The organism is Bacteroides sp. 51, from assembly GCF_010500965.1.
Taxonomy (GTDB): Bacteria; Bacteroidota; Bacteroidia; order Bacteroidales; family Bacteroidaceae; genus Bacteroides.
Genome location: NZ_QVMI01000016.1, coordinates 1 through 25,700 on the forward strand (window position 1 = coordinate 1; position 25,700 = coordinate 25,700).

Annotated in this window: 24 protein-coding genes and 1 tRNA gene; 12 read left to right on the top strand and 13 right to left on the bottom strand. The window is 39.2% G+C overall.

The window, feature by feature from the left end:
• Positions 1 to 107 precede the first annotated feature (107 nt).
• The 3 genes from D0T87_RS12740 (at position 108) to D0T87_RS12750 (ending at position 3,279) form a co-directional block, all read left to right on the top strand.
• Positions 108 to 1,073 (top strand): toprim domain-containing protein, encoded by a 966-nt coding sequence (locus tag D0T87_RS12740; protein WP_163175521.1) that lies wholly within the window; start codon positions 108 to 110, stop codon positions 1,071 to 1,073.
• Positions 1,074 to 1,332: 259 nt separating this feature from the next.
• The gene (mobV, locus tag D0T87_RS12745; protein WP_163175522.1) at positions 1,333 to 2,775 is read left to right on the top strand and encodes a MobV family relaxase; all 1,443 of its coding nucleotides are present in this window, start codon (positions 1,333 to 1,335) and stop codon (positions 2,773 to 2,775) included.
• 159 nt (positions 2,776 to 2,934) lie between these two features.
• Complete coding sequence (locus tag D0T87_RS12750; RefSeq protein WP_239063655.1) at positions 2,935 to 3,279, top strand: GNAT family N-acetyltransferase; 345 nt, start codon at positions 2,935 to 2,937, stop codon at positions 3,277 to 3,279.
• Between the two features lie 740 nt (positions 3,280 to 4,019).
• Here D0T87_RS12750 and D0T87_RS12755 read toward each other — a convergent pair.
• The 6 genes from D0T87_RS12755 to D0T87_RS12780 form a co-directional block, all read right to left on the bottom strand.
• Positions 4,020 to 4,589 carry a hypothetical protein gene (locus D0T87_RS12755; protein WP_163175523.1) on the bottom strand — a complete coding sequence of 190 codons (570 nt, stop codon included), beginning with the start codon at positions 4,587 to 4,589 and terminating at the stop codon, positions 4,020 to 4,022.
• Positions 4,590 to 4,610: 21 nt separating this feature from the next.
• Entirely contained in the window at positions 4,611 to 5,240 is a 630-nt protein-coding gene (locus tag D0T87_RS12760) for a hypothetical protein (RefSeq protein ID WP_163175524.1), read from the bottom strand.
• A 55-nt stretch (positions 5,241 to 5,295) separates the two neighbouring features.
• The gene (locus D0T87_RS12765; RefSeq protein ID WP_163175525.1) at positions 5,296 to 6,804 is read right to left on the bottom strand and encodes a hypothetical protein; all 1,509 of its coding nucleotides are present in this window, start codon (positions 6,802 to 6,804) and stop codon (positions 5,296 to 5,298) included.
• A 158-nt stretch (positions 6,805 to 6,962) separates the two neighbouring features.
• Positions 6,963 to 7,355, bottom strand: a complete 393-nt coding sequence (locus D0T87_RS12770; RefSeq protein WP_163175526.1) for a hypothetical protein — start codon at positions 7,353 to 7,355, stop codon at positions 6,963 to 6,965.
• Positions 7,356 to 7,493: 138 nt separating this feature from the next.
• On the bottom strand, positions 7,494 to 9,149 hold the full coding sequence (locus tag D0T87_RS12775) for a tetratricopeptide repeat protein (RefSeq protein WP_163175527.1): 1,656 nt from the start codon (positions 9,147 to 9,149) through the stop codon (positions 7,494 to 7,496).
• Between the two features lie 608 nt (positions 9,150 to 9,757).
• Positions 9,758 to 9,831 (bottom strand) — tRNA-Asp (locus D0T87_RS12780).
• A gap of 145 nt (positions 9,832 to 9,976) precedes the next feature.
• Here D0T87_RS12780 and D0T87_RS12785 point away from each other — a divergent pair.
• Together D0T87_RS12785 and D0T87_RS12790 are read left to right on the top strand one after the other, a co-directional pair.
• Entirely contained in the window at positions 9,977 to 11,293 is a 1,317-nt protein-coding gene (locus D0T87_RS12785; protein WP_163175528.1) for a pyridoxal phosphate-dependent aminotransferase, read from the top strand.
• Between the two features lie 79 nt (positions 11,294 to 11,372).
• On the top strand, positions 11,373 to 11,966 hold the full coding sequence (locus D0T87_RS12790; RefSeq protein WP_163175529.1) for a YqgE/AlgH family protein: 594 nt from the start codon (positions 11,373 to 11,375) through the stop codon (positions 11,964 to 11,966).
• A 68-nt stretch (positions 11,967 to 12,034) separates the two neighbouring features.
• On the opposite strand, the gene D0T87_RS12795 is transcribed toward D0T87_RS12790, so the two are convergent.
• A complete protein-coding gene (locus tag D0T87_RS12795; protein WP_239063657.1) occupies positions 12,035 to 12,670 on the bottom strand; it encodes a DUF1349 domain-containing protein in 636 nt (211 codons plus the stop codon).
• A 410-nt stretch (positions 12,671 to 13,080) separates the two neighbouring features.
• Entirely contained in the window at positions 13,081 to 14,223 is a 1,143-nt protein-coding gene (locus tag D0T87_RS12800; protein WP_163175531.1) for a helix-turn-helix domain-containing protein, read from the bottom strand.
• Positions 14,224 to 14,354: 131 nt separating this feature from the next.
• Between D0T87_RS12800 and D0T87_RS12805 the strand changes: the two genes are divergently transcribed.
• Positions 14,355 to 15,617 (top strand): DEAD/DEAH box helicase, encoded by a 1,263-nt coding sequence (locus D0T87_RS12805; RefSeq protein ID WP_163175532.1) that lies wholly within the window; start codon positions 14,355 to 14,357, stop codon positions 15,615 to 15,617.
• Positions 15,618 to 15,718: 101 nt separating this feature from the next.
• On the opposite strand, the gene D0T87_RS12810 is transcribed toward D0T87_RS12805, so the two are convergent.
• The 4 genes from D0T87_RS12810 to recR form a co-directional block, all read right to left on the bottom strand.
• Positions 15,719 to 16,252 (bottom strand): GNAT family N-acetyltransferase, encoded by a 534-nt coding sequence (locus tag D0T87_RS12810; RefSeq protein ID WP_163175649.1) that lies wholly within the window; start codon positions 16,250 to 16,252, stop codon positions 15,719 to 15,721.
• Positions 16,253 to 16,254: 2 nt separating this feature from the next.
• The gene (locus tag D0T87_RS12815; RefSeq protein ID WP_163175533.1) at positions 16,255 to 16,695 is read right to left on the bottom strand and encodes a hypothetical protein; all 441 of its coding nucleotides are present in this window, start codon (positions 16,693 to 16,695) and stop codon (positions 16,255 to 16,257) included.
• A 3-nt stretch (positions 16,696 to 16,698) separates the two neighbouring features.
• On the bottom strand, positions 16,699 to 17,142 hold the full coding sequence (locus D0T87_RS12820) for a hypothetical protein (RefSeq protein WP_163175534.1): 444 nt from the start codon (positions 17,140 to 17,142) through the stop codon (positions 16,699 to 16,701).
• A 97-nt stretch (positions 17,143 to 17,239) separates the two neighbouring features.
• A complete protein-coding gene (gene recR, locus D0T87_RS12825; RefSeq protein ID WP_163175535.1) occupies positions 17,240 to 17,851 on the bottom strand; it encodes a recombination mediator RecR in 612 nt (203 codons plus the stop codon).
• Between the two features lie 246 nt (positions 17,852 to 18,097).
• Here recR and D0T87_RS12830 point away from each other — a divergent pair, with 246 nt between their 5' ends.
• Genes D0T87_RS12830 through D0T87_RS12840 form a run of 3 tightly spaced genes read left to right on the top strand, consistent with a single transcriptional unit; the run spans position 18,098 to position 20,876 of the window.
• Positions 18,098 to 19,585, top strand: coding sequence for a sodium:solute symporter (locus D0T87_RS12830; protein WP_163175536.1), 1,488 nt, complete (start codon positions 18,098 to 18,100; stop codon positions 19,583 to 19,585).
• Positions 19,586 to 19,635: 50 nt separating this feature from the next.
• A complete protein-coding gene (gene yihA / locus D0T87_RS12835) occupies positions 19,636 to 20,238 on the top strand; it encodes a ribosome biogenesis GTP-binding protein YihA/YsxC (protein ID WP_163175537.1) in 603 nt (200 codons plus the stop codon).
• 29 nt (positions 20,239 to 20,267) lie between these two features.
• The gene (locus D0T87_RS12840) at positions 20,268 to 20,876 is read left to right on the top strand and encodes a DUF4923 family protein (RefSeq protein WP_163175538.1); all 609 of its coding nucleotides are present in this window, start codon (positions 20,268 to 20,270) and stop codon (positions 20,874 to 20,876) included.
• Between the two features lie 78 nt (positions 20,877 to 20,954).
• Here the strand turns inward: D0T87_RS12840 and D0T87_RS12845 are convergent, their stop codons facing one another.
• A complete protein-coding gene (locus tag D0T87_RS12845; protein ID WP_163175539.1) occupies positions 20,955 to 22,091 on the bottom strand; it encodes an aldose epimerase family protein in 1,137 nt (378 codons plus the stop codon).
• A gap of 96 nt (positions 22,092 to 22,187) precedes the next feature.
• Here D0T87_RS12845 and D0T87_RS12850 point away from each other — a divergent pair, with 96 nt between their 5' ends.
• The 3 genes from D0T87_RS12850 (at position 22,188) to D0T87_RS12860 (ending at position 25,695) form a co-directional block, all read left to right on the top strand.
• A complete protein-coding gene (locus D0T87_RS12850; protein WP_163175540.1) occupies positions 22,188 to 22,571 on the top strand; it encodes a DUF1573 domain-containing protein in 384 nt (127 codons plus the stop codon).
• A gap of 231 nt (positions 22,572 to 22,802) precedes the next feature.
• The gene (locus D0T87_RS12855) at positions 22,803 to 24,803 is read left to right on the top strand and encodes an OPT family oligopeptide transporter (protein WP_163175541.1); all 2,001 of its coding nucleotides are present in this window, start codon (positions 22,803 to 22,805) and stop codon (positions 24,801 to 24,803) included.
• A 34-nt stretch (positions 24,804 to 24,837) separates the two neighbouring features.
• Positions 24,838 to 25,695 carry an alpha/beta hydrolase gene (locus D0T87_RS12860; protein ID WP_163175542.1) on the top strand — a complete coding sequence of 286 codons (858 nt, stop codon included), beginning with the start codon at positions 24,838 to 24,840 and terminating at the stop codon, positions 25,693 to 25,695.
• The last annotated feature ends 5 nt before the right edge of the window (positions 25,696 to 25,700 follow it).

The following is a 25,700-nucleotide window of genomic DNA, read 5'->3' on the forward strand; positions in this document are numbered from 1 at the left end:
GCTGTAAATGAGATACTTACTGAACACGATTACAAAAATGTCAAAGAACTAAATTATAAACAATTGAAAATCAGCTGGGAATAAGTGCCCAGCAATGATTCAAACTAATGGATTCTAAAACAATAAATATGTTCCCCATCCGGGAATACCTTGCGGATCTGAATATTTATCCTGCAAAAGAAAGAGGCTATTATGGCATGTATCATTCTCCTTTCCGGAAAGATAAAGACGCCAGTATGAAAGTGGATTACAATAAAAACCTATGGATTGATTATGGTGCAAACGAGGGTGGAACGCTCATCGACCTTGTGATGCGAATCAAAAACTGCTCTAACGGTGAAGCCATGCGATTACTGGAGCAAAAGTTTACTGGAAATAACTCTCTTTCTTTTCATGGGAATAATAACAGTCCAATACCTGAAAAAGAAAGGGAACCAACTATACAAATAACTAATGTGAGTGAACTGAATGCACCCGCTTTAATCAATTATCTGAATAAACGTGGTATAGATACCGACATAGCCAAACAGTACTGCAAAGAAATCAATTACACGGTAAATGACAAACCCTATTACGGTATCGGCTTTCAAAACCAGTCGGGAGGATATGAAATCCGTAACCCTTATTTCAAAGGTTGTATTGCTCCCAAAGATATTTCCTATATACAACAAACAGACAAGCGGGATACCTGTTATCTATTCGAGGGTTTTATAGACTATCTTTCGTTCCTGACCATTCGAAAGAATCAAAATCCGCAATTCCCATGTTCGGACTGGCAGGATTATATCATCCTAAACTCAATAGCTAATCTACCGAAAGCAGCAAGACTGTTATCAAATTACGAACAGATACATTGTTTTCTGGATAATGATACGGCAGGAATAACCGCATATAAGGAATTAGAAAAAGAATTTACTCTTCATATCCGGGATGCTTCCCGGCATTATTCAGAATATAAAGACCTGAACGATTATCTCTGCGGAAAGAAACACCCAGAAATAGCCGGGCAAAACAAGATTACGAAGCTGGCTCCGCAACCCCCTAAAAAGAAAAACAGAGGGTTCAAAATGTAATCCGCCGCCGCTATCCCAAAGGCTTTTCAGAAAAGCCATAGCTTATTAGGGAATTTTCTTTACGCTCCCGTTTCACTCTGCTAAAAATTCCCCAATAAGCCAAAGGTTTTCCCCCTTTGGAATCTCCCTTAGCGGTCTTTCGACCGCAGTCGCTTTGGGCGACTATTAAAGATGAATCACCTCCTGTCGATAGCAGCATCTCTATTGGCAGGGTGATTCGCTCTAAGCCAAATTTCGAACAAATTTAAAGATAATAATTATGGGATATGCTGTTCTCCATTTAGATAAATCGCCCGGCAATGAGTCCGCCATGACTGACCATATCGAGCGAAATAAAATACACCCGAATGTAGATCCTAACCGGATACATTTGAATAAAAAATTAATAGAATTTCCTGAAGGAGTAAAAGACCGAACCGAAGCTATCCGACACAGACTGGGTACAGCCGGGCTGACACGGCAGGTTGGAAAGAATCAGGTACAAGTAATCCGCATTATGCTTTCCGGCACACCGGAAGATATGAAACGCATCCAAGATGAGGGCAGATTGGATGAATGGTGCAACGATAACGTTGACTGGCTAGAAAAGACATACGGAGCAGAAAATGTTGTTGCAGCAACTCTGCATATGGATGAAACTACTCCTCACATTCACGCTTCCGTTGTGCCTATTGTTCAGGGCGAACGCAGGCAAAAAGATTCTAAGAAGAAAAAGCAGGAGCTGAACCAAACAGATAAGCCTAAACGGAAATATAAGAAGAAAGACCCGAATCGGGTTCGTTTATGTTGCGACGATGTAATGGCAAAAGCAAAATTGATTGAATATCAGGATAGTTATGGCGAAGCCATGAATAAATATGGATTAATACGAGGAGTGAAGGGTTCAGATGCCCGGCATATTACCCTGACTGAGTTTTACCGCAACCAAGCAGTAGAATGCAAGAATTTACAGGAAAATATCGGATTGTTATTAGCAGTGGAAGATGCCAAACGATTGAGTATTGAGGAACTCAAACAGCAGGAACAGGAAGCCAAACAATACGCAACACAGGCAGAGGAACTCAAACTACAAAAAGAATCAGAACTAAAAAAGACAGAAGAAAACCTCAATCAGGTGAAAGGGCAACTGAAAACCGAAGAATTTAAGAACAAGGCTGCCGATGTGGGTTCTAATATCATGGATGGCTTAAGTTCTCTTGTTGGGACTTCCAAAGTTAAACGGCAACAACAGGAAATTGAAAGTCTAAAAGATGAAAAAGAAAGTCTGATTCAGGAACTGAAAATCTTGAAACAGAATACGCAGACCATGCAGAAAGAACATCAAACGGCTATGGATAAACTAAAACAGGAGTTGAAGAAGATTTACGGCCTGTTCCCGAACATTAAGGATTTGCTATGGATTGAGAAACTATTGCAAGTGATGAAGTTCTCAGAAGAACTGATAAAGGAGATTCTGAAAATGAAACCGGTTAGCTTTAAGGGAGAAATATATTCTACTGAATACCAGCGATATTTCAAGACGGAACATTCTGTTGCTGAAATCAAAGAGCATCCAAAGGAAAATAACAAATTTCAACTTACTATAGATGGAGTAAGTGACACAAACTGGTTCAGGCAGAAATACAAAGAGTTCCAAGAATCAATAGGAATAAAGTTCAAGCAGAAGCCGAAGATAGGTGAGAGCAAAGGTTTAGGGAGATAATGTGGTCTGATTCTTAAATAATTGCCTACCTTTGTAGTTGGTTAGCACTATCATTTTATGCAGTATGAGCACCTATAAATTACGTGAATGGAGACTAGCGGATGCGGAATCACTTGCCGAAAACGCGAATAATATCAATATCTGGAATAATGTGCGGGATTGTTTTCCACATCCTTATACCGTGAAATACGGCGAAGCGTTTATCGCAATGGTTCTGAAAAGCCCAAGCCGGTTACTGATTTTGCAATAGAGGTAGACGGAAAAGCTGTCGGCGGAATTGGAATAGTCCTGAACGCTGAGGTAGAAAGAATCACTGCTGAGATTGGCTATTGGCTTGGCGAGAGATATTGGGGAAGAGGAATTATGACTTCCGTTGTAACGGAAATGGTAGATTATACCTTTGCCAGCTTTCCTGTTATCAAGATTTATGCTCCTGTGTTCAATTTAATATCTCCTCGCAACGGGTTGTGGAGAAAGCCGGATTCGAGAAAGAGGCAGTTTTAAAACAATCCGCCATAAAAAACGGAAATATTATAGATTTGCATTATTACGGATTAATCAGAAGCAAATAATATGCAATCAGTAATTCACTGGGTACTATTAACGGAATAACAGGTTTAGTTTTTGCTAAACAATTATTTATACGACTTCTTGTCGCACTCTGTACACAAAGATATATTTCAAGAATGAAACGTCAATGCCAAGCCCTACGGGTTTGAAAGAATTTCTTTCTTTATGCTTCACAAAAAGAGTAAATTCCCCCAAAGCATTGCCTTATTCCAAAGGATAACTCTATCTATTATTTGTGATGCAATTTAACTGTTAGATAGCTTGTAATCATCCTGTTTTTTTTGAAAAAGCAATTGCATCTTTTTCTCAATTTCAGTGTTATCTATCCTGAAAAACACCTTCCATATTGAGGTAACCGAACTCCTGCATTTCAGTTTAATGGAATATTAGGAATGGGAAAGAAAATAAGGACGATCAATATCCGACTGTCCATACTTCCAAGCATCACAAGTTTCCCCATACAGAAAATCAATTATCTGTCGCGGTTTTCGATTAGGTTACGAAAATATATGAGCCAACCAACACTACTTCAATATTTGAGATTTAGTTTTTTTCCAACTAATTTAATGCTTTGAATATCAATTAATAATAATTGATATTTAATTGGAAAACTGCTAGATAACTTAAGTACAGAGAAATAAAATGTAATTTATAATTAGAAAATCATAAAACACTTAAAATATTAAGCCAATACCAAATGAGAGCGAATGTCTATATCTGTTTATTTTATCGTGAACAATTTGCTGTTTCTCATCAATATAACCTAAATTACCTTTTTGCTGTTTCAAATTATAACCCAACTGGAAGTTCAATCCAAAATGCTTTCTGAACATTTTTTTGTATCCAATACCTATGTCAAACAGAGCACCCGGAATGAAATCTGAAGTATCCAAACCATAACCCAAATTTGAAAATATATATCCCGAAGGCAATTTATACAAAGGTTTGTAATGAGCGGTTAAATATATAGGCAGAGTATTAAACCCATGATTTTCATATCTGTCTAAACCAATACCTACCCCAAGTGCTATTTTAGGATTAAGGTTATATAAACCTGAAAGATGAATGGAGTTACCATACATCTTAAAATCCGAACGGGTAATTTTTGCCAGGTCACCATTTTCAACCAAACCTAGGTTATAGTGGTAATCAAGAAGAATTTGGAACTTTGAAACCAAAATATTATCCTGTGCTGAAATACTTACTGATATGAATATCAGACACAATAAAAACATTTTTTTCATAATGCATTTTTTAAGTTTATACTACCAATATCCTATTATTTTAAAAGATATCCTGGTTGCAGATTTATTCTCAGATATATAATCACCTAATTTTTGATTATCAATTGTAGTTCTACGATATTCCCTCACCGGATCATAAATGCCATAGCCCATTGAAACCATCAATCTCAATCGGGCATCATTTTTAACCATATCATAATATAATCCGATATCCACAAACGCACCAGGATTAAATTGTGTGAAAACATATTTCCCTATCGGTTCGATAGTATGCCCTTCGGTTACTTTTAATCCCTTATCAATGGAAATATAATTGAATGGCACAATATCGAATAGAACATTACAAGTAACCAGTAATCCTGCTTTTTTAAAAACGGGTACCACAACAGTGCTTGCAATAGCTCCATTTACACGTCTGTTCTTTTCCCCTAAATTATAGGAAGTGTTGTCATTGGAAAACCAACCGGCATTTACTTCATTAGTAAAATATGATATACCGGTTGAAAAAACTAGATTTTTAAGTATATCCCAATTATAAAATATTGAATAATGAAGTCCTGTTTCGTTATAATCGTACATTGCAATATCAAAACCTAATCCCTTCTTCGTTTGGGAGTACAATTGCACTGATGTTATTACTATTATAACCATCAGTAATACTCTTTTAGTATGTATTACACAACAGGACTTCATATTTTATAAATCGTTAATCTTCGTGATGAAATCTGATACCCTTCCATTTGCCGCCATATTTCACAGCGCCAAATATCTCAGCATCTTTAATTGTATATTTATCAGGAATATAACCATCAACACTAACACCACTGCTACCGCTTCCACCTATACTAACGGTAATTCCACCAGCTTCACTAAAACGTACTGTTTTGTGTTCCCGTCTTCCGTAACTCTGCAATCCCATAATATAGGAGTCTAATTTCCCACTCTTACCAAACACGTAAATTAAACGTGGATCAGTATTTGTTATTTTTTGACCAATTGGTCCTGATATATATTTACCTTCAAGAGATTTCAAACCGGAAAAAATTGCATCTTTTGTTAATGTATTATCTGTCCATTTCCAAGGATCAATTTTCCATTGCCCAACATTGAACTCTTTAATGCCGCCAAACCAGGTTTTTATCTTACTGGCAAAATCTTCAAGAAATATTGGACTGCCCATACCGGCATAAATCATGTTATTTACTTGTCCTTGCCATGTACTTGTAAATTTACCATAATCACCTACTTTTCCTGGATTATTATTGAAACTCATTTGACCTTTCAATTTTTCAATGCCGATAACAATATCATCAGCTGTATCTCCAGTCCAATATTTAACAAACAGGAATTTTTTCCGTTTTTGCATTTTAACTTTAAAACCTGTAGAAGCATAGAATACATAGTTAGTCTGGAATAGATTTGCTACCATCTTATGTTTACTATCAAATTTTTGCTCTCTCGATACATCTTTCCCAAATAGCCACGACCATGCACGACCTAACCATGTTTTGTTTTTCCACTTATAAGTACTAAGTGAATACTCTCTGGTATTAGTATTGGCATCACCAAAAACGGCACGTGTCATTGGAACATCATCCGCTTCAATGCATTCAACATCAGTTACATTTGGTACTCCGGATATAAATCCATAAGTATCGCAAAAATAAGTAATATCATCAATTTGATAGGTATCTCCATCAATTAAACTTGCTGTCTTAGGATTAAAATTTTCAATTTTTTGTGCTAGCTGAGAAGAATATTCCCGTTTGGTATAGAACGTTCCTTTATCAGTAATTTTATAATAATTATCATCAATGCTGATTCGTAAAGTTGTATCAAGTACATTAAACAGGATATCATCGGGAATTAGTTCTTCACATAGCGAAACCTTGTACTCATCTTCACATCCCTCTTCATCATCTTCATCCAATGCACGGGTGGCATACATTCTCTGTATATTGGATTTTACTTTATTTATGGAGTTAAATCCGGTTACTGTAAAATAGTTGCTCCGCGTTGAAGGTGATGCATCTTCCTTAAAATTATTCAGATAATCAGTAAAAATTGATTGCGAATCGAAGTGCAAATACCCTTCTGGTGTTACATGTACTGGCTCCGGAATGTCAACAAGATTTTTATCTTCTATAATGTCGTCTTTCTGACATGCGACAAACAACACTAATAAACAGGATAATAATAAATGTAATTTTTTCATGTTACAATTTTTTTGTTCGTTAATACTTCGAATAATTAAATTTAAAGGATATGTATTAAAGTTCTTTTGAAATAAGTATTTGAAATCATTACCTCCTTTCCGTTCTAAAGTGAATAATCATAATAATATGAATAGATTTAATCCTATGTTTTGCTCGGTTAAAAATAACCTTGGCAACGGGACCCGCCTGAAATTATTTCCAGATAATATTCTCTCTCATCATCAAGTGGTAATTGTTTCAACACATCACAAGGTTCAGTTATACGATGCATATCATCTGAAATAATACTACCTTCGTCATCACTAATTATAATTCTTATTTCCGCAATTTCCGGTGCCATGCCGAAACTGATAGTAAGAAACGTTCCCTGAGTATAAGCAACAACACAGTCCTGCCATTGAATTGACCTTGTTCGTCCTACTCTATGCCTCCATTCAATTTTTCTGTGTCTTTTCGCTTTGGTAGATTCTTCAACCGATTCACTCTTAGCAAACAATTCCATTGTTGGAACACTGCAAATCAGAAATAATAATAAAAGTACTTTTTTCATAACATCTTGTTTTGGGGTTTTGATGTTACAAAATTAGGGATGGTATTTTAGTTTACGAGATTTTTTGCGTTACAACACAATCCGGTAAGTGCCTGTAAATCAATGTGGTAGATTTTACTTGCGTTACAACAATAAATTTTATGGCTGAAAAATAAAATTGTATAGGTTTTCGTTAGCAGAATGTTCAATCATTTTTTTCTTGATTCGGTATCTTCGTTGACGCGCAGATGCAGTACGTGGATATCCAGTACATGCACATATAAGAGGTAGATTAAAATTCATCTTTGAAAGACAACAGAAAATTAGATCTTCTTCAGTTAAGCTTGGGCAATTAGTTTTAAGATTCTCGAATAAATCCGAGTATACATTCTTTATAATACCAAACAATTCTATTCTATCTTTCAATGGCAATAAGTTTATGTTTTCAGAATCTTTTTGGTTATCAAATTTCCTAATTTTTTTGTATATAGGTTTGTCATAGAACAACAGTATTCGTAAATGATTAATCTGTTTTTCCATTTTAGCAATACTTTCTTCTTTCTCTTTTACCAGATTGTCTTGTGTATCTTTGGCTAAATTTTGATTTTCATATTTTAATTTCAGTATGGTATTCTTAGTTTCGGAAATTTGGTTTTGAAGATTTATAATATCTTTCTCATTTTCCATTATTTTCTTTTCCTTAACCAACAGTTCATTTGCCTGTTTTATTTTCTTCTTTTTGTCTGTATATACTGCTATTAGGATAATGATGAGAATTATAATAATCGAACAACTAACTATCATTATTATGAATGATTTATGTTTGTTGTTTATATATATCAACTCTTTATCAATATTATGTATTTGATTTATTGCATATATTTCACCGGTTTTCGTTTTTATTGTTAGGGAGTCATAAGACTCTAAAAAATCGTGTAAGTGTACAAGTGAGTTTTCGTACGAACCAAAATTCTCTTCAACTCTTGATAATTGCTTTAATGCAACAGTCCTGATCCCCAAATCCGTACTTTCTATTGCAATTACTAAATTCTCAATAGCCAAATCCCAATCTCCCGTTGCTGCATAAATACAACCCAGATTTAAATGATAATTATCAGTCATTTTAGATATTTTTTTCATGTATTTTAGAGCTTCGTCATAATTATCTTTTTCACTGAAATACAATCCTAAATCGTTATAAATTAGGTCCTTCAATTTTACAGAATCACTACTCATATTAGCATAACCGTATGCCTTTTTTAAATAATGATATGAACTGTCCGGTTTTTCAACTAAAAAAAAACCAATACCTAAGTTTCTGGCATTTGTATATATACTTTTAAAATTATTTCCTGTTAATGTTTTATAATACCCCGAACGAAAAGCATTTATAGCATCTTCATATAATTCCTGATCTAAATACACATTTCCTAAAGCAGAATACAAGGAAGAAATTAATTCATAATCTTTATCTTTTACTAAATCCAATGCGGTAAAATAACTTTTTATTGCTTCCTGGGGAATTTCAAGATAATCCCATATTATACCTTTATAAAATAAAGCTTTAGCGTACGCTCGTTTATATTTCGTGTTCTTCAAAATATCTATTGAAGCATTTAACGTTGAATCATATTGAACCAATTCAAATCCACTGTAATAACCTGCTTCAACCAATAAAATATTATGGTATGCGTTATTAATTTCATCTAAAGTTTCGGTATTAATTTTTTCCAGCTCGTATTTTATACTATCTGGATTTGAGCTGATATAACATTCAAGCGTTTTCAATTTAGCATCCAGCCTATTCTTCTGCATACATCCCACAAATATTATTGATGCAAGAAAAAGTAACAGTATGTTTTTCAGAGTATTTATATACATATAGATGCAAATTTAGTATTTTATTGTTGTAAACGATTTGCACAATAAGTATTTTTTATACACAGGTCTAAAATATTTTTTCATCCCCTCAATCCTCTCCCTGTTTCTCCTGATAATTCAGCCATCTTCTTATTCCGGATCGCCCGATAATAAACCAATCTCTTTGGAGTTATCCTTTTCGGCCTCCTATAATACAAACTGATCTCCGCATATTCCTTTAAATACCTGAAAAACTTCTTTTTTTAAAACGACTCATCCTTTGATGTAGCGCAAACCGTCCGTATAAGCAACAACGGCGGTGATTAAGAAACCGCCGTTGCTGTAATATTCATTATTATACAAAATGAGACTATTTATTTGCTGCATGTGCTGAAAGACAAAAAATAATAGGTATTGTATTAACATATATAAAAGGAGGTAATTACATACTTGCTTTTTGTATGTGTTACTTTGAAGAGGGCAAAAGAAAACACCCAGTTTTACTTTTTCGGGTGTAAAACCGGGCGTAAATTTCACAACTCGCTGAAAATCAGCCTTATTTGCGGTATGGACGGGACTCGAACCCGCGACCCCCTGCGTGACAGGCAGGTATTCTAACCAACTGAACTACCACACCAAGTTTACTTTTTTAGAGTAACAATCTCTCTCGATTGCGGATGCAAAGGTAGATATTTATTTCATATTTGCAATATATAAAACGAAAAAATCTCATCTTTTTTTTAACTTTGCAATTCATACTGCTAAAAATAAAGAACTTAAATATGGATAATACACCAATTAGTCGAAACCTAATCGACGAAACTATCCGGGACTTCCGGATTTCCGACTTTTCGAAAGCCACAATCCGCGAAGTAAAAGCCATCGCCGCTAAAGCCGAAGCAGCTTCGGGAGTAGAATTTATTAAGATGGAAATGGGCGTGCCCGGCCTCCCCCCCTCCGCTGTCGGCGTGCAGGCAGAGGTCGAAGCATTACAGAAAGGCATCGCCAGTCTCTACCCCGATATCAACGGTCTCCCCGAATTGAAGGAAGAAGCGTCCAACTTTATTAAGGCATTTATTAATGTAGACCTTAGTCCGGAAGGCTGCGTGCCTGTTACCGGTTCAATGCAAGGCACATTTGCTTCCTTCCTGACTTGCAGCCAATGCGATGAAAAGAAAGATACCATTCTCTTTATCGACCCCGGCTTTCCTGTACAAAAGCAACAACTCGTTGTGATGGGACAGAAATATGAAACATTTGATGTGTATGACTTCCGTGGCAGCAAACTGAAAAACAAACTGGAAAGCTACCTCAGCAAAGGAAACATTTCAGCAATCATCTACTCCAACCCGAACAACCCAAGTTGGATATGCCTGAACGAACAGGAACTTGAGATAATTGGTGCACTCGCCACCAAATATGATGTAATTGTACTCGAAGACCTGGCATATTTCGCTATGGACTTCCGCCACGATCTCAGTAAACCATATCAGGCACCCTACCAGCCCAGTGTAGCTCATTATACAGATAATTACGTATTGTTGATCTCCGGATCAAAAGCATTCAGCTATGCCGGCCAACGTATCGGGGTAACGTGCATTTCTGATAAACTATATCATCGCTCCTATTCCGGATTCGATAAACGCTACGGTGGCGGAACATTCGGTACCGTATTCATCCATCGCGTACTTTATGCCCTTTCTTCAGGAACAAGCCATTCGGCACAATATGCCATGGCAGCTATGCTAAAAGCAGCAAACGAAGGAAAATATAATTTCCTTGATGATGTGAAAATCTATGGCGAACGCGCCCGTAAGCTGAAAGAAATCTTCCTTCGCCACGGCTTCCATTTGGTATACGACAATGACCTGGGTAACCCGGTTGCCGACGGATTTTATTTTACGATTGGTTATCCCGGGATGACTGGAGGCGAGCTGGCAAAAGAACTCATGTACTACGGGGTAAGTGCCATATCATTGGTTACCACCGGAAGTCATCAGGAAGGACTTCGCGCCTGTACGTCGTTCATTGGAGACCACCAATACGAGGAATTGAACAAAAGAATGGAAGTCTTTGCGAAAAACAATAAAGGGAGTTGAAACATTTTTAACTCCTTTCATTCCACAAAAAAACATTAATACGTATTGGATTTGCAAATAATTTATTTATATTAGTTGCATGAAGTTCAATACGAATATATTCAAAATCGAGTCGAACAATGTACTCCCCTCACGTGGGAAGATTCTGATATCAGAGCCATTCCTTAATGACGACACGTTCGGCCGTTCTGTTGTGCTGCTTGTTGATCATACAGCAGGAGGCAGCATGGGGCTTATTATGAATAAAATGTTGCCCCTGACCCTAAACCAAATCATCAAAGAATTCAGAAGCATTGAAGAAGAAATATTGGTATACAAAGGAGGTCCTTTATCATCCGATACGCTTTTCTTTATACATACCCTGTCGGAAATTCCCGGAGCGTTGACTATCAGTAAAGGACTATACCTGAACGGAAACTTTGACGCCATTAAAGACTATGTTACTGAAGGAAACCCTATCAGAGGACATATTCGTTTTTTCCTTGGATACTCAGGATGGGAAGAAGACCAACTAGCACGGGAAATCAAAGAAAACACCTGGCTGGTAGGGAAAGGAGAGATTCTTGATTTGATGAACGAAAAAGTTAACTCGCTGTGGAAAAAGTCACTTGGCAAACTAGGATCAAAATACGAAACCTGGTCGCGATTCCCGCAGATTCCATCATTGAATTAAGCCAAACATTGCAGCAGGGAGAATCTCCTTGCTGTAGTCTGAAAACAGCGAGTTTGTCCGCTAGCGTCTTATTGCTCGAACTTTATCTCCGAGAACAGCCCCGTAAAGCCATCACCTCTTGAACCGTGAGCGGCAAATCCTACTTTTATTTTACCGGTTGTCGCCAGATTGAAGCTACGGATCATATCCCATTCTCTTCCATCAATGGAATAATTAAATGTATACTGATTGCCCTTTTTCACGATAGACATATAAGCATAACCACCTGTTAATACCGAGTTACAATCATCCGAGTATGTACGTGTTACCACCGATACGATAGTGGGCTGTTTCTTCACCGAATTCTCATAACAGAACTTTGCCCACGTATTCTCATCCTGATAAACCACTAATGCGGCAACATCATAAATTGCCTGCAAATTACCTGAGACTTTTGCACTTAAGGTAAAATCACCTTCAGGCTCAAACAAAATCATCGGAGCATTGGTTACTTTCGGCGAACCATTAGGATTATTATAAAGGTTTGTTTTTCCTACAGCAGATAGTTGAATTGTATTTCCTTCAACTAAGTATCCAACTGGAGAATTATACACGGCTAAAGGATACGGTATACTTTCAACACGTTCAACAAGTTGTTGTGCAAATACACTTTGTGATAAAAACAACAAGCAAAAAGTAAATATAAGGATAGGTTTTTTCTTCATGGTCATTTTATTCGTTTCATATAATTGTATTTATGGATTCCTCTTCTTCATATAAATGACGAATAGCCTGATAAAAGTACTCATTTTTTTCTTGCAAATAAAAGAGTTAAACAGTATTTCTTAAATGGATGCATCAGCGCAAAACTTTTGATGCATCATTAGAGTTAGAAACTCCCCTCAAGCACGCCTGATTGAGGGGAAATACAACTTAAGTAGCATCATGATATCACATCATGAATAAATTATCGCTCTTGCTAATATATGTTTTTCTACATGAAATTGTTATCAACATATGATTAACAGATGTAATGATGCAAAGTTAAGATGAACGAGGTTCGCTAAAAAATATACTCTGTTATTTTTAAGTGATACCACTTAAAAATAACAGAGTATGCCTTATTTAACCCCAATTAATACCCTTTACATCGCCTTTTATATTCGGTAGGTGTAATACCGGTTATCTTCTGGAACTGCTGATGAAAGTTACTACGGTGATTAAAGCCAACAGCCTCACACACTGTTTCTAAAGTAATGTCAGGATCTTCACTGATCATGCGTTGCGCTTCTTTAATACGTAACCCGGAACGCCAGGTGCGAAAGTTTGTCGGCATATGCCTTTTGAAATAATCTTGTAAGAAGTAGCGGTCGCCCGCCCCAAGCTCCTCAACTATTTCATTCACCCCCTTATCTTTCTCAAGATACTTCTTTTCGTTCACCCATTGCTCCAGATTAATCTGCAATTGACGTTCCTTGTGGGTAAAAACCATCGTAGTGTACCGGAATGCAGATGGATCATCAGATGCAATAGAGATCTCGGCCTCCGCATCCTGTTGTATATGGGTAATAACCGGCAAGAGGAACTTAGCATCAATCTGATAATTATAGAAACGAACCACCATATAAGCATAATAGCTGGTATATAGCATGACAAATAAAGTATGAACAGTACTACCCAAAGACCAGACAAACAGAGAAGCTAATCCTATAGTTGTAGCACTATAAAAGCAGAATTTCACCCAATGCAAACGCGCTTTTTGCTCCTCATCATAATAATTCTCTAACTGCCGCAAAAGAACTTTATATTTCCGGCGAAACAAAAAGACGTAACAGATAATCTGGAAAAGATAAGCAACCCAGGCAATACAAAAAAAGATGATGTATATTTTATGTGAAAATGAAAAAAAAGCAATAATAAGTATGCTTCCCACAACAGTAATCAGGCCTATCTGCCACAACACATTCCTTTTCTTAATATACAGAGGCTGAATAAATGTCAAGACGGTCGTTGTAAAAAGTAGCGCCTGATACGAACTGATGAATATACCAAACGCTTGCAACATATTTATATTCCCCGCTTCTTCGCATAAAAAGAAACTGATAAAACCAAACACCCCTAGTAAGAAATAGGAGAAAGATAAGTATTTGCGGGATTTGCGTAGATATTCCAGTCGGGCATCCGGTAAAATATGAATACTCATCAATATGGTTCCCAAAATCACAAGAGTAAATGAGGAAGCAAAAGACAATACATTATGCGTTAGCAATTCGGCCATATAATAAAACGTATATTGCCACAAAGATATCTTTTTTCATGCAATATGCCAGAAGATTTGAATTATTACCCTACCTTTGTACCCAAGAAATTTACGAGTTGTGACAACTCACCACTTTATTACAGAATTTAATGACATTTGAAGATTTAAAACTTATTGCCCCTATTCGTCAGGCATTACAAGACGAAGAATACATCACCCCCACCCCTATTCAAGCTGAAGCTATTCCGATTATACTTAATGGACATGATTTGTTAGGATGTGCACAAACCGGTACCGGTAAAACCGCTGCATTTTCCATACCCATCATACAGAAACTTCATGAACAGCATAAAGCCGGTAAAACAAAAGGGATAAAGGCATTGGTATTAACACCAACCCGCGAACTTGCCATTCAGATAGATGAAAGTTTCGCCTCTTACGGATATTACACAGACGTACGCCACACAGTGATTTTCGGTGGAGTAACCCAGAACCCGCAAACAGATGCCCTCAAAAAAGGGGTAGATGTATTAATTGCAACTCCGGGGCGACTGCTCGACCTTATCGGCCAGGGATTTATCAAGTTGAACACATTGGAATATTTCGTTCTTGACGAAGCAGACCGCATGCTCGACATGGGGTTCATTCATGATATTAAACGGTTGCTGCCGTTACTGCCCAAGAAACGTCAGACGTTATTTTTCTCAGCCACGATGCCACCGGAAATACAACGCCTGGCCGAGAAAATATTGCATGATCCGGAAAAAGTGGAGGTAACCCCACCTTCTTCTACAGTCGACAAGATCGAGCAGTCGGTTTATTATGTGGAAAAGAAGGAGAAGATTAAACTGCTGACAAGTCTGCTTCAGGATAAAACGCTGGAATCTGTATTGGTATTTACCCGCACCAAACATGGGGCGGATAAAGTAGCCCGTGTATTATCAAAAACCGGAATCATAGCAGAAGCTATACATGGCAATAAATCGCAAAATGCACGCCAGCGTGCCTTGAACAATTTCAAAGATCACACTACCCGGGTGTTAATCGCTACGGATATTGCTGCTCGGGGGATTGACGTAGATCATTTATCGCATGTGATCAACTACGATCTGCCGAATGTTCCCGAAACATATGTTCACCGCATCGGACGAACAGGTCGCGCCGGACGGTCGGGTATCTCATTCTCCTTCTGCGATACGGAAGAAGTAGCACTACTCAAAGATATTCATAAACTCATTGGCAAGCAGATACCTGTAATGAATGGACATGCTTTCGAAACACAAACCGCGAAAGAAGCTGTCGTGGAAAAGAAAAAGGAAATCAAAGACGAAGCCAAGAAACGGAATATGTACGGCAGCAAGAGCAATGGCAATTACTGGCGGAATAAAAAACGGGCGCAGAAAAGAAGCTAGAAGTAAGAAGTTAGTAGTAAGAAGTTAGTAGTAAGGTTAAGGAACGATGCCGCATGGTTAAATAACCTTACTACTAACTTCTTACTACTAACTTCTTACTTCTAGCTTCTTACTACTTTTTGCATCATCACAACATCCTTATACCCCTCCCCTGTTCTCAACCACTCTATCATGGTTCCACAAGCTTGAAAGCCGCAATTCGTAAATAAGTTCAAACTGCCCTTATTATCAACTGGAATGTGGGCATAGAGTTGCTTCATTCGCAGAAAGCCCAAAGCATAATCGCATAAAAGAGACAGAGCATCTTTAGCATACCCATTGCCCCGGTACTCTTCCAGTAAAGCAATTCCTACAGCTGCCCGCAAATGAAGAGGAATAAAATCTGTGATATCAATCGTACCCAAAACTTTATGGTCGGAGTGCCGCATAATCATCAAACGAAGTTGCTTATCGGCAAACATATCATTGGCCGAATTTTCGATATACTGCGTTAATACATAGCGGGAATAAGGCACGGTAAAATTACTGATTTCCCAAAAAGCGGGATCATTCTCCATTTGGTAGAATATCTCAAGATCCTCCGGTTCTACTGCCCGAAGATATATGCGTTCGTTGGTTAGATAAGACTTTTGCATCATTACTTGTTGATTTGCGCAAGAATCTCTTTATATACTTGCTGGGTTTTACTTGAATCACTATAATTTATAAAAACAGGTATATCATCCTTACGTTGTATTTTCAGGAATGGCCCATCTGCAACATGCAGAAAGAGCTTGATACGCTCACCACTTTCTGTTCTGAAATAACCCTTTTTCACAGAAGCAAACGAATAACCATCTGTTCTTGATTTTATAACAGGCAACGTATCTACTAAGTTTACCTGAGACAGGTCATCAAGAGAAAATCTCTCTCCATACGATCCCTCAATTCTGATCTCCTCGCCCTCAATGGAAACATTTGCTTCTGTTGAATGAATCCTAACCACCACCACAAAAACAATAATGGCTATGACACCTCCTAAAATCTGCATACAAAGATACAGGGATGGTTTTCTTTTCTTTCCAACGGGTGTATTCATCGGTTATTCCTCCGTATTTACATTCAGTTCTTCGCGCATCCGCTTCTCTCCCGGGAGGCAAAAGACGGAAGCCGTCACAGCAATCAGTGCACAAAAAGCACCGACGTTGCTAAGCGTGAGATAATATACTAATATATTTAATAGTATTGCAACTTCCAATATAGCCAGACGTACACCACTCCAAAGAATGTATTTAGACAGTGCCTCGGTAAGATGAACCTCGTCTATCTTTTTCTTAAGTACAACACTGAACAGCTTCAAGGCTAAAGGAACACAAACAATGGCAGTCAGTATGCCCACTGTCTCCCAAATATACATCATCCGAGGATCATCCGCATAGAGTCCTACAGGTAAGAAATCCGTTTCGTAAGCTACCACAAATAGAATTGGTAATACCCAGAACAGGTAATATTGCGTCTTTAGTTTCTGTGCTATTTTCTTAAACATAATTTTAGAAGTTAGAAGTTAAAAGTTAGAAGCTAGGTCAATGGAACAATACTACATAGGTAAGGATAAAACCTTACTACTGACTACTAGCTACTGACTACTGATTAAATGGAATGCGGTTGACGATACTTCGTCCGAGGGTGACTTCATCGGTATATTCGAGTTCATCGCCAATGGAGATTCCACGGGCAATGACTGTCAGTTTAACACCTGTGCTTTCCAGTTTACGATAAATATAAAAGTTGGTGGTATCACCTTCCATTGTAGAACTCAAAGCCAGGACTACCTCATTGATTCCTCCTTCTTTGACCCGCTCTATCAGGCTTTCGATCTGTAAATCACTGGGACCAACACCATCCATAGGCGAAATAACACCACCCAAGACATGGTATAAGCCACGAAATTGCTGAGTGCCTTCTACGGCCATCACATCACGAATATTCTCTACCACACAAATAGTAGAAGCATCACGTTTAGGATTGGCACAAATCTGACAAACTTCCGTATCCGATATATTATGGCATACTTTACAATATTTCACTTCATGTTTAAGCGTAATCATAGCGTTTCCAAACGCTTCCACTACACTCGTTTCCTGCCGGAGCAAATGGAGTACAAGTCTCATCGCCGTCTTTCGTCCGATGCCGGGAAGTTTGGAAAACTCGTTCACAGCCTTTTCCAGCAACATTGACGGATATTGTTGATTCATTTTTTAGTCTTTAAGTTTTTAAGTCTATAAAATCAAAATACAAACTCAGTCGCCAAAGATACATGTTTTAGTTTTTAAGTTCTTGAGTTTTTAAGATTTTAAGATTAAGAGCCTGTTTAAATTTTGCTCGTTCTTTTATTTAGCGCTATTTTTTGGCTGTTTGTTTTCTTTTTAAGTCGAAAATAGCGGGCTATTTTTAATCTTAAAAACTCAAAAACTTAAAAACTAAAATCGTACTTTTGCGGCATGATGATCATTATCACCATTATCTGCTATTTCACAGCATTATTGATTATTGCCCGGATCACCGGAAGGAAAGGTGGTTCCAATGCCGTTTTCTTTAAAGGAGAGAATAAATCGCCGTGGTACGTCGTAGCTTTCGGAATGATCGGAGCATCCATCTCCGGGGTAACATTTGTTTCCGTACCGGGAATGGTTCGGGGCATGGACATGACCTATATGCAGACGGTGATTGGTTTCTTCTTCGGCTACCTCATCGTAGCACACATATTACTCCCACTCTACTATAGACTGAACCTGACAAGCATATATACCTACCTGGGAAATCGGATTGGTGTTCATACCTATCGCACCGGATCGTTATTCTTTTTGCTTTCGCGCATGCTGGGTACAGCAGCCAAACTCTATCTGGTATGTCTGATTCTTTATACATATGTATTTCAGGAAATGAACGTACCCTTCTGGGCTATAGCTGCCGGTGCAGTCACGTTGGTATGGTTCTATACACAAAAAAGTGGTATCAAAACAATTGTATGGACGGATACCTTACAAACCCTCTGCCTGATCATAGCATTAATCTTTATTATTATATCCATTGCCGGACATCTTGACCTGGATGTGAAAGGTATGGTTCAGGTTATCCGGGAAAACGAACATTCTCGCATCTTTGTTTTTGACGACTGGGTGTCCCGCCAGAACTTCTTCAAACAATTCATCAGCGGGATTTTCATTGTGATTGTGATGACAGGGTTGGATCAGGATATGATGCAAAAGAATCTCACTTGCCGCAACCTGAAGGAGGCACAGAAAAACATGTATTGTTACGGATTCTCATTTATTCCTCTGAACCTGTTATTCCTTTGTCTGGGCATTCTGCTATTGGTACTTGCTGGTAAGATGCAACTGGAACTACCACCGATGAACGATGATATCCTTCCGATGTTTGCCACACAGGGTTATCTGGGCCAGTCGGTACTGGTACTGTTCACCATCGGCATTATTGCAGCTGCATTCAGCAACTCAGACTCTGCCCTAACCTCAATGACCACTAGTTTCTGCGTAGATATCCTGAACACGGACAAAGACCCGGAGGAAATCGCACGCCGGAAACGTCAGAAAGTACATATCCTTATGTCCGTTGTGTTAATAGCCTTCATCTGCTTCTTCCGGATTGTAAACAACAAAAGCGTAATTGATGCCATATATATCATAGCTTCATATACTTACGGACCATTATTAGGCATGTTCTGCTTCGGATTATTCACTAAACGAACAACGAAAGATAAATGGGTACCTTATATTGCCATAGCATCGCCCATCATCTGCTATATACTGAACATGATTGTGAGTAAATACACACAATATTCTTTCGGGTATGAGTTGCTTATGTTAAACGGAGCCCTTACCTTTGCAGGCATGTGGCTAATGAGCGCCTCACCACAGAGTAACACAGAGTTTCACAGAGATGGCAATGTGCCGCAACAGAATCATTAAAAACTCTGTGTTACTCTGTGGTAAAATATAACTAATAAAGAACAAGGACTATGAATATTAATAAAGTAGAGTTTGTTATCAGTAATACAGATGTGAAGAAATGCCCGGAGGGGACATTGCCTGAGTATGCGTTCATCGGACGTTCCAACGTTGGTAAGTCCAGCCTGATCAATATGCTGACCGGACGAAAGGGATTGGCTATGACTTCGGCCACACCTGGTAAAACAATGCTGATCAATCATTTTATTATTGACGATAGCTGGTATATTGTCGACCTGCCCGGATACGGATACGCTCGCCGTGGAATGAAAGGACAGGATCAGATTCGAAAAATTATTGAAGATTATATCCTTGAGCGCGAACAAATGACTAATCTATTTCTTTTAATTGATAGTCGCCTGGAACCACAGAAGATAGACATGGAGTTTATGGAGTGGCTGGGCGAAAACGGAATCCCTTTCTCTATCGTGTTCACCAAGGCCGATAAACTCAAGGGGGGTAAACTTAGCAGTAACATACAAATGTATCTGCGCGAGTTACGCCGCCAATGGGAGGAACTACCTCCTCATTTTATCTCCTCTTCCGAAACTAAACTCGGACGAAATGAGATACTGGGTTATATCGAGTCTATCAACAAGGAGATTTACCGTTAGTATTAATTTATTCACAAAAAAGAAGAAAAATGAAACAATTGCAATTAATTATCGCATGCGTATGTGGCTTATTATTCACTGTAAACAACGCTAATGCACAATCATGGAAGGATATATTCAACAGCGAGAATATATCAAAAGCAGTAGACACTGTTAAAGAAGTTACCGGAACCGCTGTAGTAAAAAACATCACTGGAACATGGAGCTACAGTGGATCGGCAGTACAATTCGAATCGGACAACTTGCTGAATAAAGCCGGAGGAGCCGTTGCAGCATCAACTGTAGAAAGCAAACTGGATACACAACTATCCAAAGTAGGGATCAAGGCTGGAGCAACAAGCTTTACTTTTAACGAAGACGGTTCATTTAGCAGCGTTATCGGAAAACGTACAATAAAAGGTACATACACATATGATAGCAGTGCATCAACCCTTAACCTGAAATTCTCCGGACTTGTGGGTATGAATGCAGCAGTTACCGGATCTTCCAATAATATGTCGTTGCTTTTCGATGCAGACAAACTCCTGCAACTGGTAACTTTCCTGGGTAACAAGGTAAATAACACCACCATCAAATCTATCACTGCATTGGCCGAAAGTTATGACGGCATGAAGCTGGGAATGGAAATGAAGAAATAATACTGTAGGGGCGGTTCGCGAACCGCCCAATGTACAGGAAACCATTTTCGGGCGGTTCGCGAACCGCCCCTACTCTTATTACAATTTTACCCCAAACCTATACACACACCGGCTATAGTATTTTTCACCGGGTCGCAACACTGTCGAAGGAAACTGAGGTTTATTCGGGCTATCCTGAAAATGCATCGTTTCAAGACAAATCGAATTACGTTTCGGGTAAGCAATACCTTTTTTCCCTACCAACTTCCCTCTCAACCCTTCGGCTGTATAGACTTGTAAGCCCGGTTCGTTTGTATAAACCTCAAGTATCCTGCCACTTTTCTCATCATACACAGAAGCGGCAAGTTTAGTAACATCCCCTTTCGTATTCAACACAAAGCAATGATCATACCCACCCCGGGCAAGGTTTAACTGCGGATCATCTTCATCCATACGACTGCCCATACGTTCGGGAACAGTAAAATCAAAAGGTGTTCCTTCCACAGCAGCAAACTCACCGGTCACACATTTGGTTGAGTCATAAGGGGTAAAGTAATCGGCATTCACATATAGGATTTCATCTTCTATTGTACCGGCCAGATCACCGGATATATTAAAGAATGAATGATGTGAGAGGTTAACCACGGTTGGTTTATCCGTTTTTGCTTCATAAGTAATATCAAGTTCATTATCATCTGTCAGCCGATACACTACACTTACGTCCAGATTACCGGGAAAACCGTTTTCGCCATCTATAGACAAATAGCTCAACTTAATAGCCGAGGGATCTAATTGCTCTGCATCCCAGATTTTAGCGGCAAACCCAGGGTTACCGCCATGAGCCGAATGTTGTCCTGTATTTGGTGTTAAATGATAGGTAATGGAATCCAGTGTAAAAGTCGCATTCAGAATACGCCCGATATATCGTCCCACTGTAGATCCGAAATTCTGCGACTGATCCATATATTCCTTTATGGTAGGAAATCCATTCACTACATCTTCCGACTTTCCATTTCGATCGGGAGCCATTATGGAGACTACACGCGCACCATAGTTGGTGACACAAACTTCCATTCCGTTTTTGTTTTTTAAAACGTAAAGGTTAGTAAGCTTTCCGTCCCTCTCTGTTTGAAAATCCGCAACCTTCAACCCTGAAAGTGTTAGCGATGAATCGTCGCACCCCAGGAGTCCTGCGGATAACAAAAGCACCATCAATAAACCATTCCTGACATTCATACATAAACGTTTTTAATACTATTTCGCAAATATACACGATTATTTCTGAAAAAAAGACTTACCTTTGTATTTGGTAAACACTAAAAAAAGACTTAAATGAAAAAAATATTATTTTTTATTTTCCTGATTGCCGGAATCGGCTATGCTTCTGCCCAAGGTGGTGCGGAAATCAAATTTGATAAAACAACATACGATTTCGGAAAATTCTCTGAGAACAGTCCGAAAGTAACCGGATCATTCACCTTTACCAATATTGGTGACGCTCCATTGGTTATTCATCAGGCTGTAGCATCTTGCGGTTGCGCTGTACCCGAGTACACTAAAGAACCTATATTGCCCGGAAAAACCGGTAAGATCACTGTAACTTATGATGGAACCGGAAAATTCCCGGGACACTTTAAGAAGTCCATCACTCTCCGTACCAACGCTAAAACCGAAATGGTACGCCTCTTCATAGAAGGCGATATGGAAGCAAAATAGGCCCCGAGGCGGGGCGGCCAAGTGCGGCAAGCCGCGTTGCGCAATCTTTAATAAATAAAAAAGATATATGAGTTAATAAGCGAAAATACATGGATGAAGAAAGATTGATTCCTTGTGTTTTCGCTTATTTTTTGTACAGCTTACTATCTTCCTGCTTTGTGAATGCTATAAATAATGTAAAACAATAAAATAAACAATCTGCGTAAATCCGCGTTAATCTGCGTTTCAACTATGAATCACGAAGAAGAAAAAATCACGGGACTACCCGAAAACGCTTTCCGTGAGCTAAAGCCCGGAGAAGTGTACAATCCATTGATGAGCCCTGATAAAAAGTATCCGGAGGTAAATCTCTGGTCGGTATTGTGGGGATTGGCTATGGCTGTATTATTCTCTGCCGCAGCTGCTTATTTGGGACTTAAAGTAGGGCAAGTTTTTGAAGCGGCTATTCCAATTGCAATTATTGCGGTGGGAGTATCGGCTGCCGCCAAACGTAAAAATGCGCTGGGCGAGAATGTAATCATCCAATCTATCGGTTCCAGTTCGGGAGTGATTGTAGCAGGTGCTATATTTACCTTGCCGGCTTTATATATACTTCAGGAGAATTATCCGAAAGAGATTACAATAACCTTTACACAGGTCTTTATCAGTTCATTGCTTGGAGGTGTGTTGGGTATCCTTTTCCTTATTCCTTTTCGTAAATATTTCGTGCAAGATATGCACGGCAAGTACCCATTCCCGGAAGCTACGGCAACTGCACAAGTACTTGTATCGGGCGAAAAAGGCGGAAGCCAGGCTAAACCATTGTTAATAGCCGGTATCATAGGTGGTTTATACGATTTCCTTGTATCTACTTTCGGGCTATGGAATGCAGACTTTACCAGCCGGGTAAGCGAGCTGGGGCATACACTGGCCGATAAAGCCAAATTGGTATTCAAGGTGAATACCAGTGCAGCACTTCTTGGTCTGGGATATATTATCGGACTAAAATATGCGATCATTATCTGTGCCGGCTCGCTGGCCGTATGGTGGATTATTATCCCGGGTATTTCTTTAATCTGGGGAGGCCAGGAGTTGAGTATGTGGAATCCTGCTCTTGCCGGCACATTGGTTGGCGACATGGCACCCGAAGCGATTTTTAAAGAATATGCCCGTAGCATCGGTATCGGTGGTATCGCTATGGCGGGAGTGATTGGTATTATTCGTTCATGGAGCATTATTAAAGGTGCTATCGGACTGGCTGCAAATGAGTTTAAAGGTAAATCATCCGTTTCTACGGAAGTCAAAAGAACACAGCGTGACTTGTCGATGAAGATTATCGCTGTTGGTTCGGTCATAACCCTTTTGCTTATTACACTATTCTTCTATTTTGATGTGATGCAAGGCAACTTGTTACATACTTTGGTAGGCATCCTTTTGGTTGCTATCATTGCTTTCCTGTTTACTACGGTTGCTGCCAATGCCATTGCTATTGTAGGAACCAATCCGGTATCGGGTATGACTTTGATGACCTTGATCCTTGCTTCCGTAGTGATGGTAGCCGTGGGATTGAATGGTACAGAAGGAATGGTAGCTGCCCTGATTATGGGAGGTGTGGTATGTACTGCGTTATCAATGGCAGGCGGATTCATAACGGACCTCAAAATCGGCTACTGGTTGGGAAGTACCCCAGCCAAACAGGAGGGTTGGAAATTCCTGGGAACCATCGTTTCTGCTGCAACCGTAGGCGGGGTAATGATTATCCTGAATAAAGCATATGGGTTTACGGGCGAAGGAGCGTTGAATGCTCCACAAGCCAATGCGATGGCTGCTGTGATCGAACCGTTGATGACAGGAACAGGGGCACCTTGGTTGTTGTATGGTATTGGTGCGGCTTTGGCTATCGTACTTACTTTCCTGAAAGTACCTGCATTGGCCTTTGCACTGGGTATGTTTATTCCGTTGGAATTGAATATTCCATTGGTTGTGGGTGGAGCCGTAAGCTGGTACGTAACTACACGTAGCAAAGACCAGGCGGTAAATGCTGCCCGTGGCGAAAAGGGTACATTACTGGCTTCCGGATTTATTGCCGGAGGTGCACTGATGGGTGTGGTAAGTGCCATCATCCGTTTTGCTGACTACAATTGGGAAATGACTGCATGGGTAGCAAACTCATGGTCGGAAGTGCTTTCATTGGCTATGTATGCACTACTAATTGTATATTTAATCAAAACCAGTATGAAAATCAGTAAATAATAACAGGTAGCGGCGCCTTGCCGCAAATTATAGTATGAAAAAGATATTGATTATGTCACTACTTGCAATAGCAACAAGTGTATGTGCACAACAACCTATTGAAATGCTTTTATGGCCTAATGGAGCGCCCAATTCAAACGGGCTTACCGGTACGGAAGAAGACCTGAACGGTGGACGCGTTGCTAATGTCGTGAATCCTTCCATCACTGTGTTTAAATCGGCAACCCCGAACAGTACTACCATTATCATGTGTCCGGGAGGAGGATATGCTCGCCTGGCGATGAATCACGAAGGTTTTGATATGGCACCTTGGTTCAATGCACAAGGCATTACGTATGTTGTTTTAAAGTATAGAATGCCCAACGGAAACCATGAGGTTCCTCTGTCGGATGCAGAACAGGCCATCCGCCTGGTGCGCCAACATGCCAGCGAATGGAATGTCGATCCGAATAAGGTAGGCATCATGGGGGCTTCGGCCGGCGGACACCTGGCTTCTACACTGGCTACTCACTATAGCAGCAAAGAAACCCGTCCCGATTTCCAGATCTTATTCTATCCGGTAATTACAATGAAACCGTATACGCATTCAGGTTCGCGTGGCAATTTACTGGGACAGTCGCCATCGGCAGAGCTGGAGAAGAAATTCTCTAATGAGCAACAAGTAACACCCGATACTCCTAAAGCATTCATTATGCTTTCTTCTGACGATGGTACGGTTGTTCCCGAGAATAGCATAAATTATTACATGGCTTTGATACAGAATAAAGTTTCGGCTGCCATGCACATCTACCCTATTGGTGGACATGGTTGGGGATTCCGCGACAACTTTAAATATAAACGTCAATGGACAGGTGAACTGGAGAAATGGCTGAGAGAAGAAGTAGTTTTGTAAACCAT

Excerpts from the sequence above, each read along its gene's own strand:
- D0T87_RS12740 (WP_163175521.1), top strand. The coding sequence starts at position 108 with ATGGATTCTAAAACAATAAATATGTTCCCCATCCGGGAATACCTTGCG.
- mobV (WP_163175522.1), top strand. The coding sequence starts at position 1,333 with ATGGGATATGCTGTTCTCCATTTAGATAAATCGCCCGGCAATGAGTCC.
- D0T87_RS12755 (WP_163175523.1), bottom strand. The coding sequence starts at position 4,589 with ATGAAAAAAATGTTTTTATTGTGTCTGATATTCATATCAGTAAGTATT.
- D0T87_RS12760 (WP_163175524.1), bottom strand. The coding sequence starts at position 5,240 with ATGGTTATAATAGTAATAACATCAGTGCAATTGTACTCCCAAACGAAG.
- D0T87_RS12765 (WP_163175525.1), bottom strand. The coding sequence starts at position 6,804 with ATGAAAAAATTACATTTATTATTATCCTGTTTATTAGTGTTGTTTGTC.
- D0T87_RS12770 (WP_163175526.1), bottom strand. The coding sequence starts at position 7,355 with ATGAAAAAAGTACTTTTATTATTATTTCTGATTTGCAGTGTTCCAACA.
- D0T87_RS12775 (WP_163175527.1), bottom strand. The coding sequence starts at position 9,149 with ATGCAGAAGAATAGGCTGGATGCTAAATTGAAAACGCTTGAATGTTAT.
- D0T87_RS12785 (WP_163175528.1), top strand. The coding sequence starts at position 9,977 with ATGGATAATACACCAATTAGTCGAAACCTAATCGACGAAACTATCCGG.
- D0T87_RS12790 (WP_163175529.1), top strand. The coding sequence starts at position 11,373 with ATGAAGTTCAATACGAATATATTCAAAATCGAGTCGAACAATGTACTC.
- D0T87_RS12795 (WP_239063657.1), bottom strand. The coding sequence starts at position 12,670 with ATGAAGAAAAAACCTATCCTTATATTTACTTTTTGCTTGTTGTTTTTA.
- D0T87_RS12800 (WP_163175531.1), bottom strand. The coding sequence starts at position 14,223 with ATGGCCGAATTGCTAACGCATAATGTATTGTCTTTTGCTTCCTCATTT.
- D0T87_RS12805 (WP_163175532.1), top strand. The coding sequence starts at position 14,355 with ATGACATTTGAAGATTTAAAACTTATTGCCCCTATTCGTCAGGCATTA.
- D0T87_RS12810 (WP_163175649.1), bottom strand. The coding sequence starts at position 16,252 with ATGCAAAAGTCTTATCTAACCAACGAACGCATATATCTTCGGGCAGTA.
- D0T87_RS12815 (WP_163175533.1), bottom strand. The coding sequence starts at position 16,695 with ATGAATACACCCGTTGGAAAGAAAAGAAAACCATCCCTGTATCTTTGT.
- D0T87_RS12820 (WP_163175534.1), bottom strand. The coding sequence starts at position 17,142 with ATGTTTAAGAAAATAGCACAGAAACTAAAGACGCAATATTACCTGTTC.
- recR (WP_163175535.1), bottom strand. The coding sequence starts at position 17,851 with ATGAATCAACAATATCCGTCAATGTTGCTGGAAAAGGCTGTGAACGAG.
- D0T87_RS12830 (WP_163175536.1), top strand. The coding sequence starts at position 18,098 with ATGATGATCATTATCACCATTATCTGCTATTTCACAGCATTATTGATT.
- yihA (WP_163175537.1), top strand. The coding sequence starts at position 19,636 with ATGAATATTAATAAAGTAGAGTTTGTTATCAGTAATACAGATGTGAAG.
- D0T87_RS12840 (WP_163175538.1), top strand. The coding sequence starts at position 20,268 with ATGAAACAATTGCAATTAATTATCGCATGCGTATGTGGCTTATTATTC.
- D0T87_RS12845 (WP_163175539.1), bottom strand. The coding sequence starts at position 22,091 with ATGAATGTCAGGAATGGTTTATTGATGGTGCTTTTGTTATCCGCAGGA.
- D0T87_RS12850 (WP_163175540.1), top strand. The coding sequence starts at position 22,188 with ATGAAAAAAATATTATTTTTTATTTTCCTGATTGCCGGAATCGGCTAT.
- D0T87_RS12855 (WP_163175541.1), top strand. The coding sequence starts at position 22,803 with ATGAATCACGAAGAAGAAAAAATCACGGGACTACCCGAAAACGCTTTC.
- D0T87_RS12860 (WP_163175542.1), top strand. The coding sequence starts at position 24,838 with ATGAAAAAGATATTGATTATGTCACTACTTGCAATAGCAACAAGTGTA.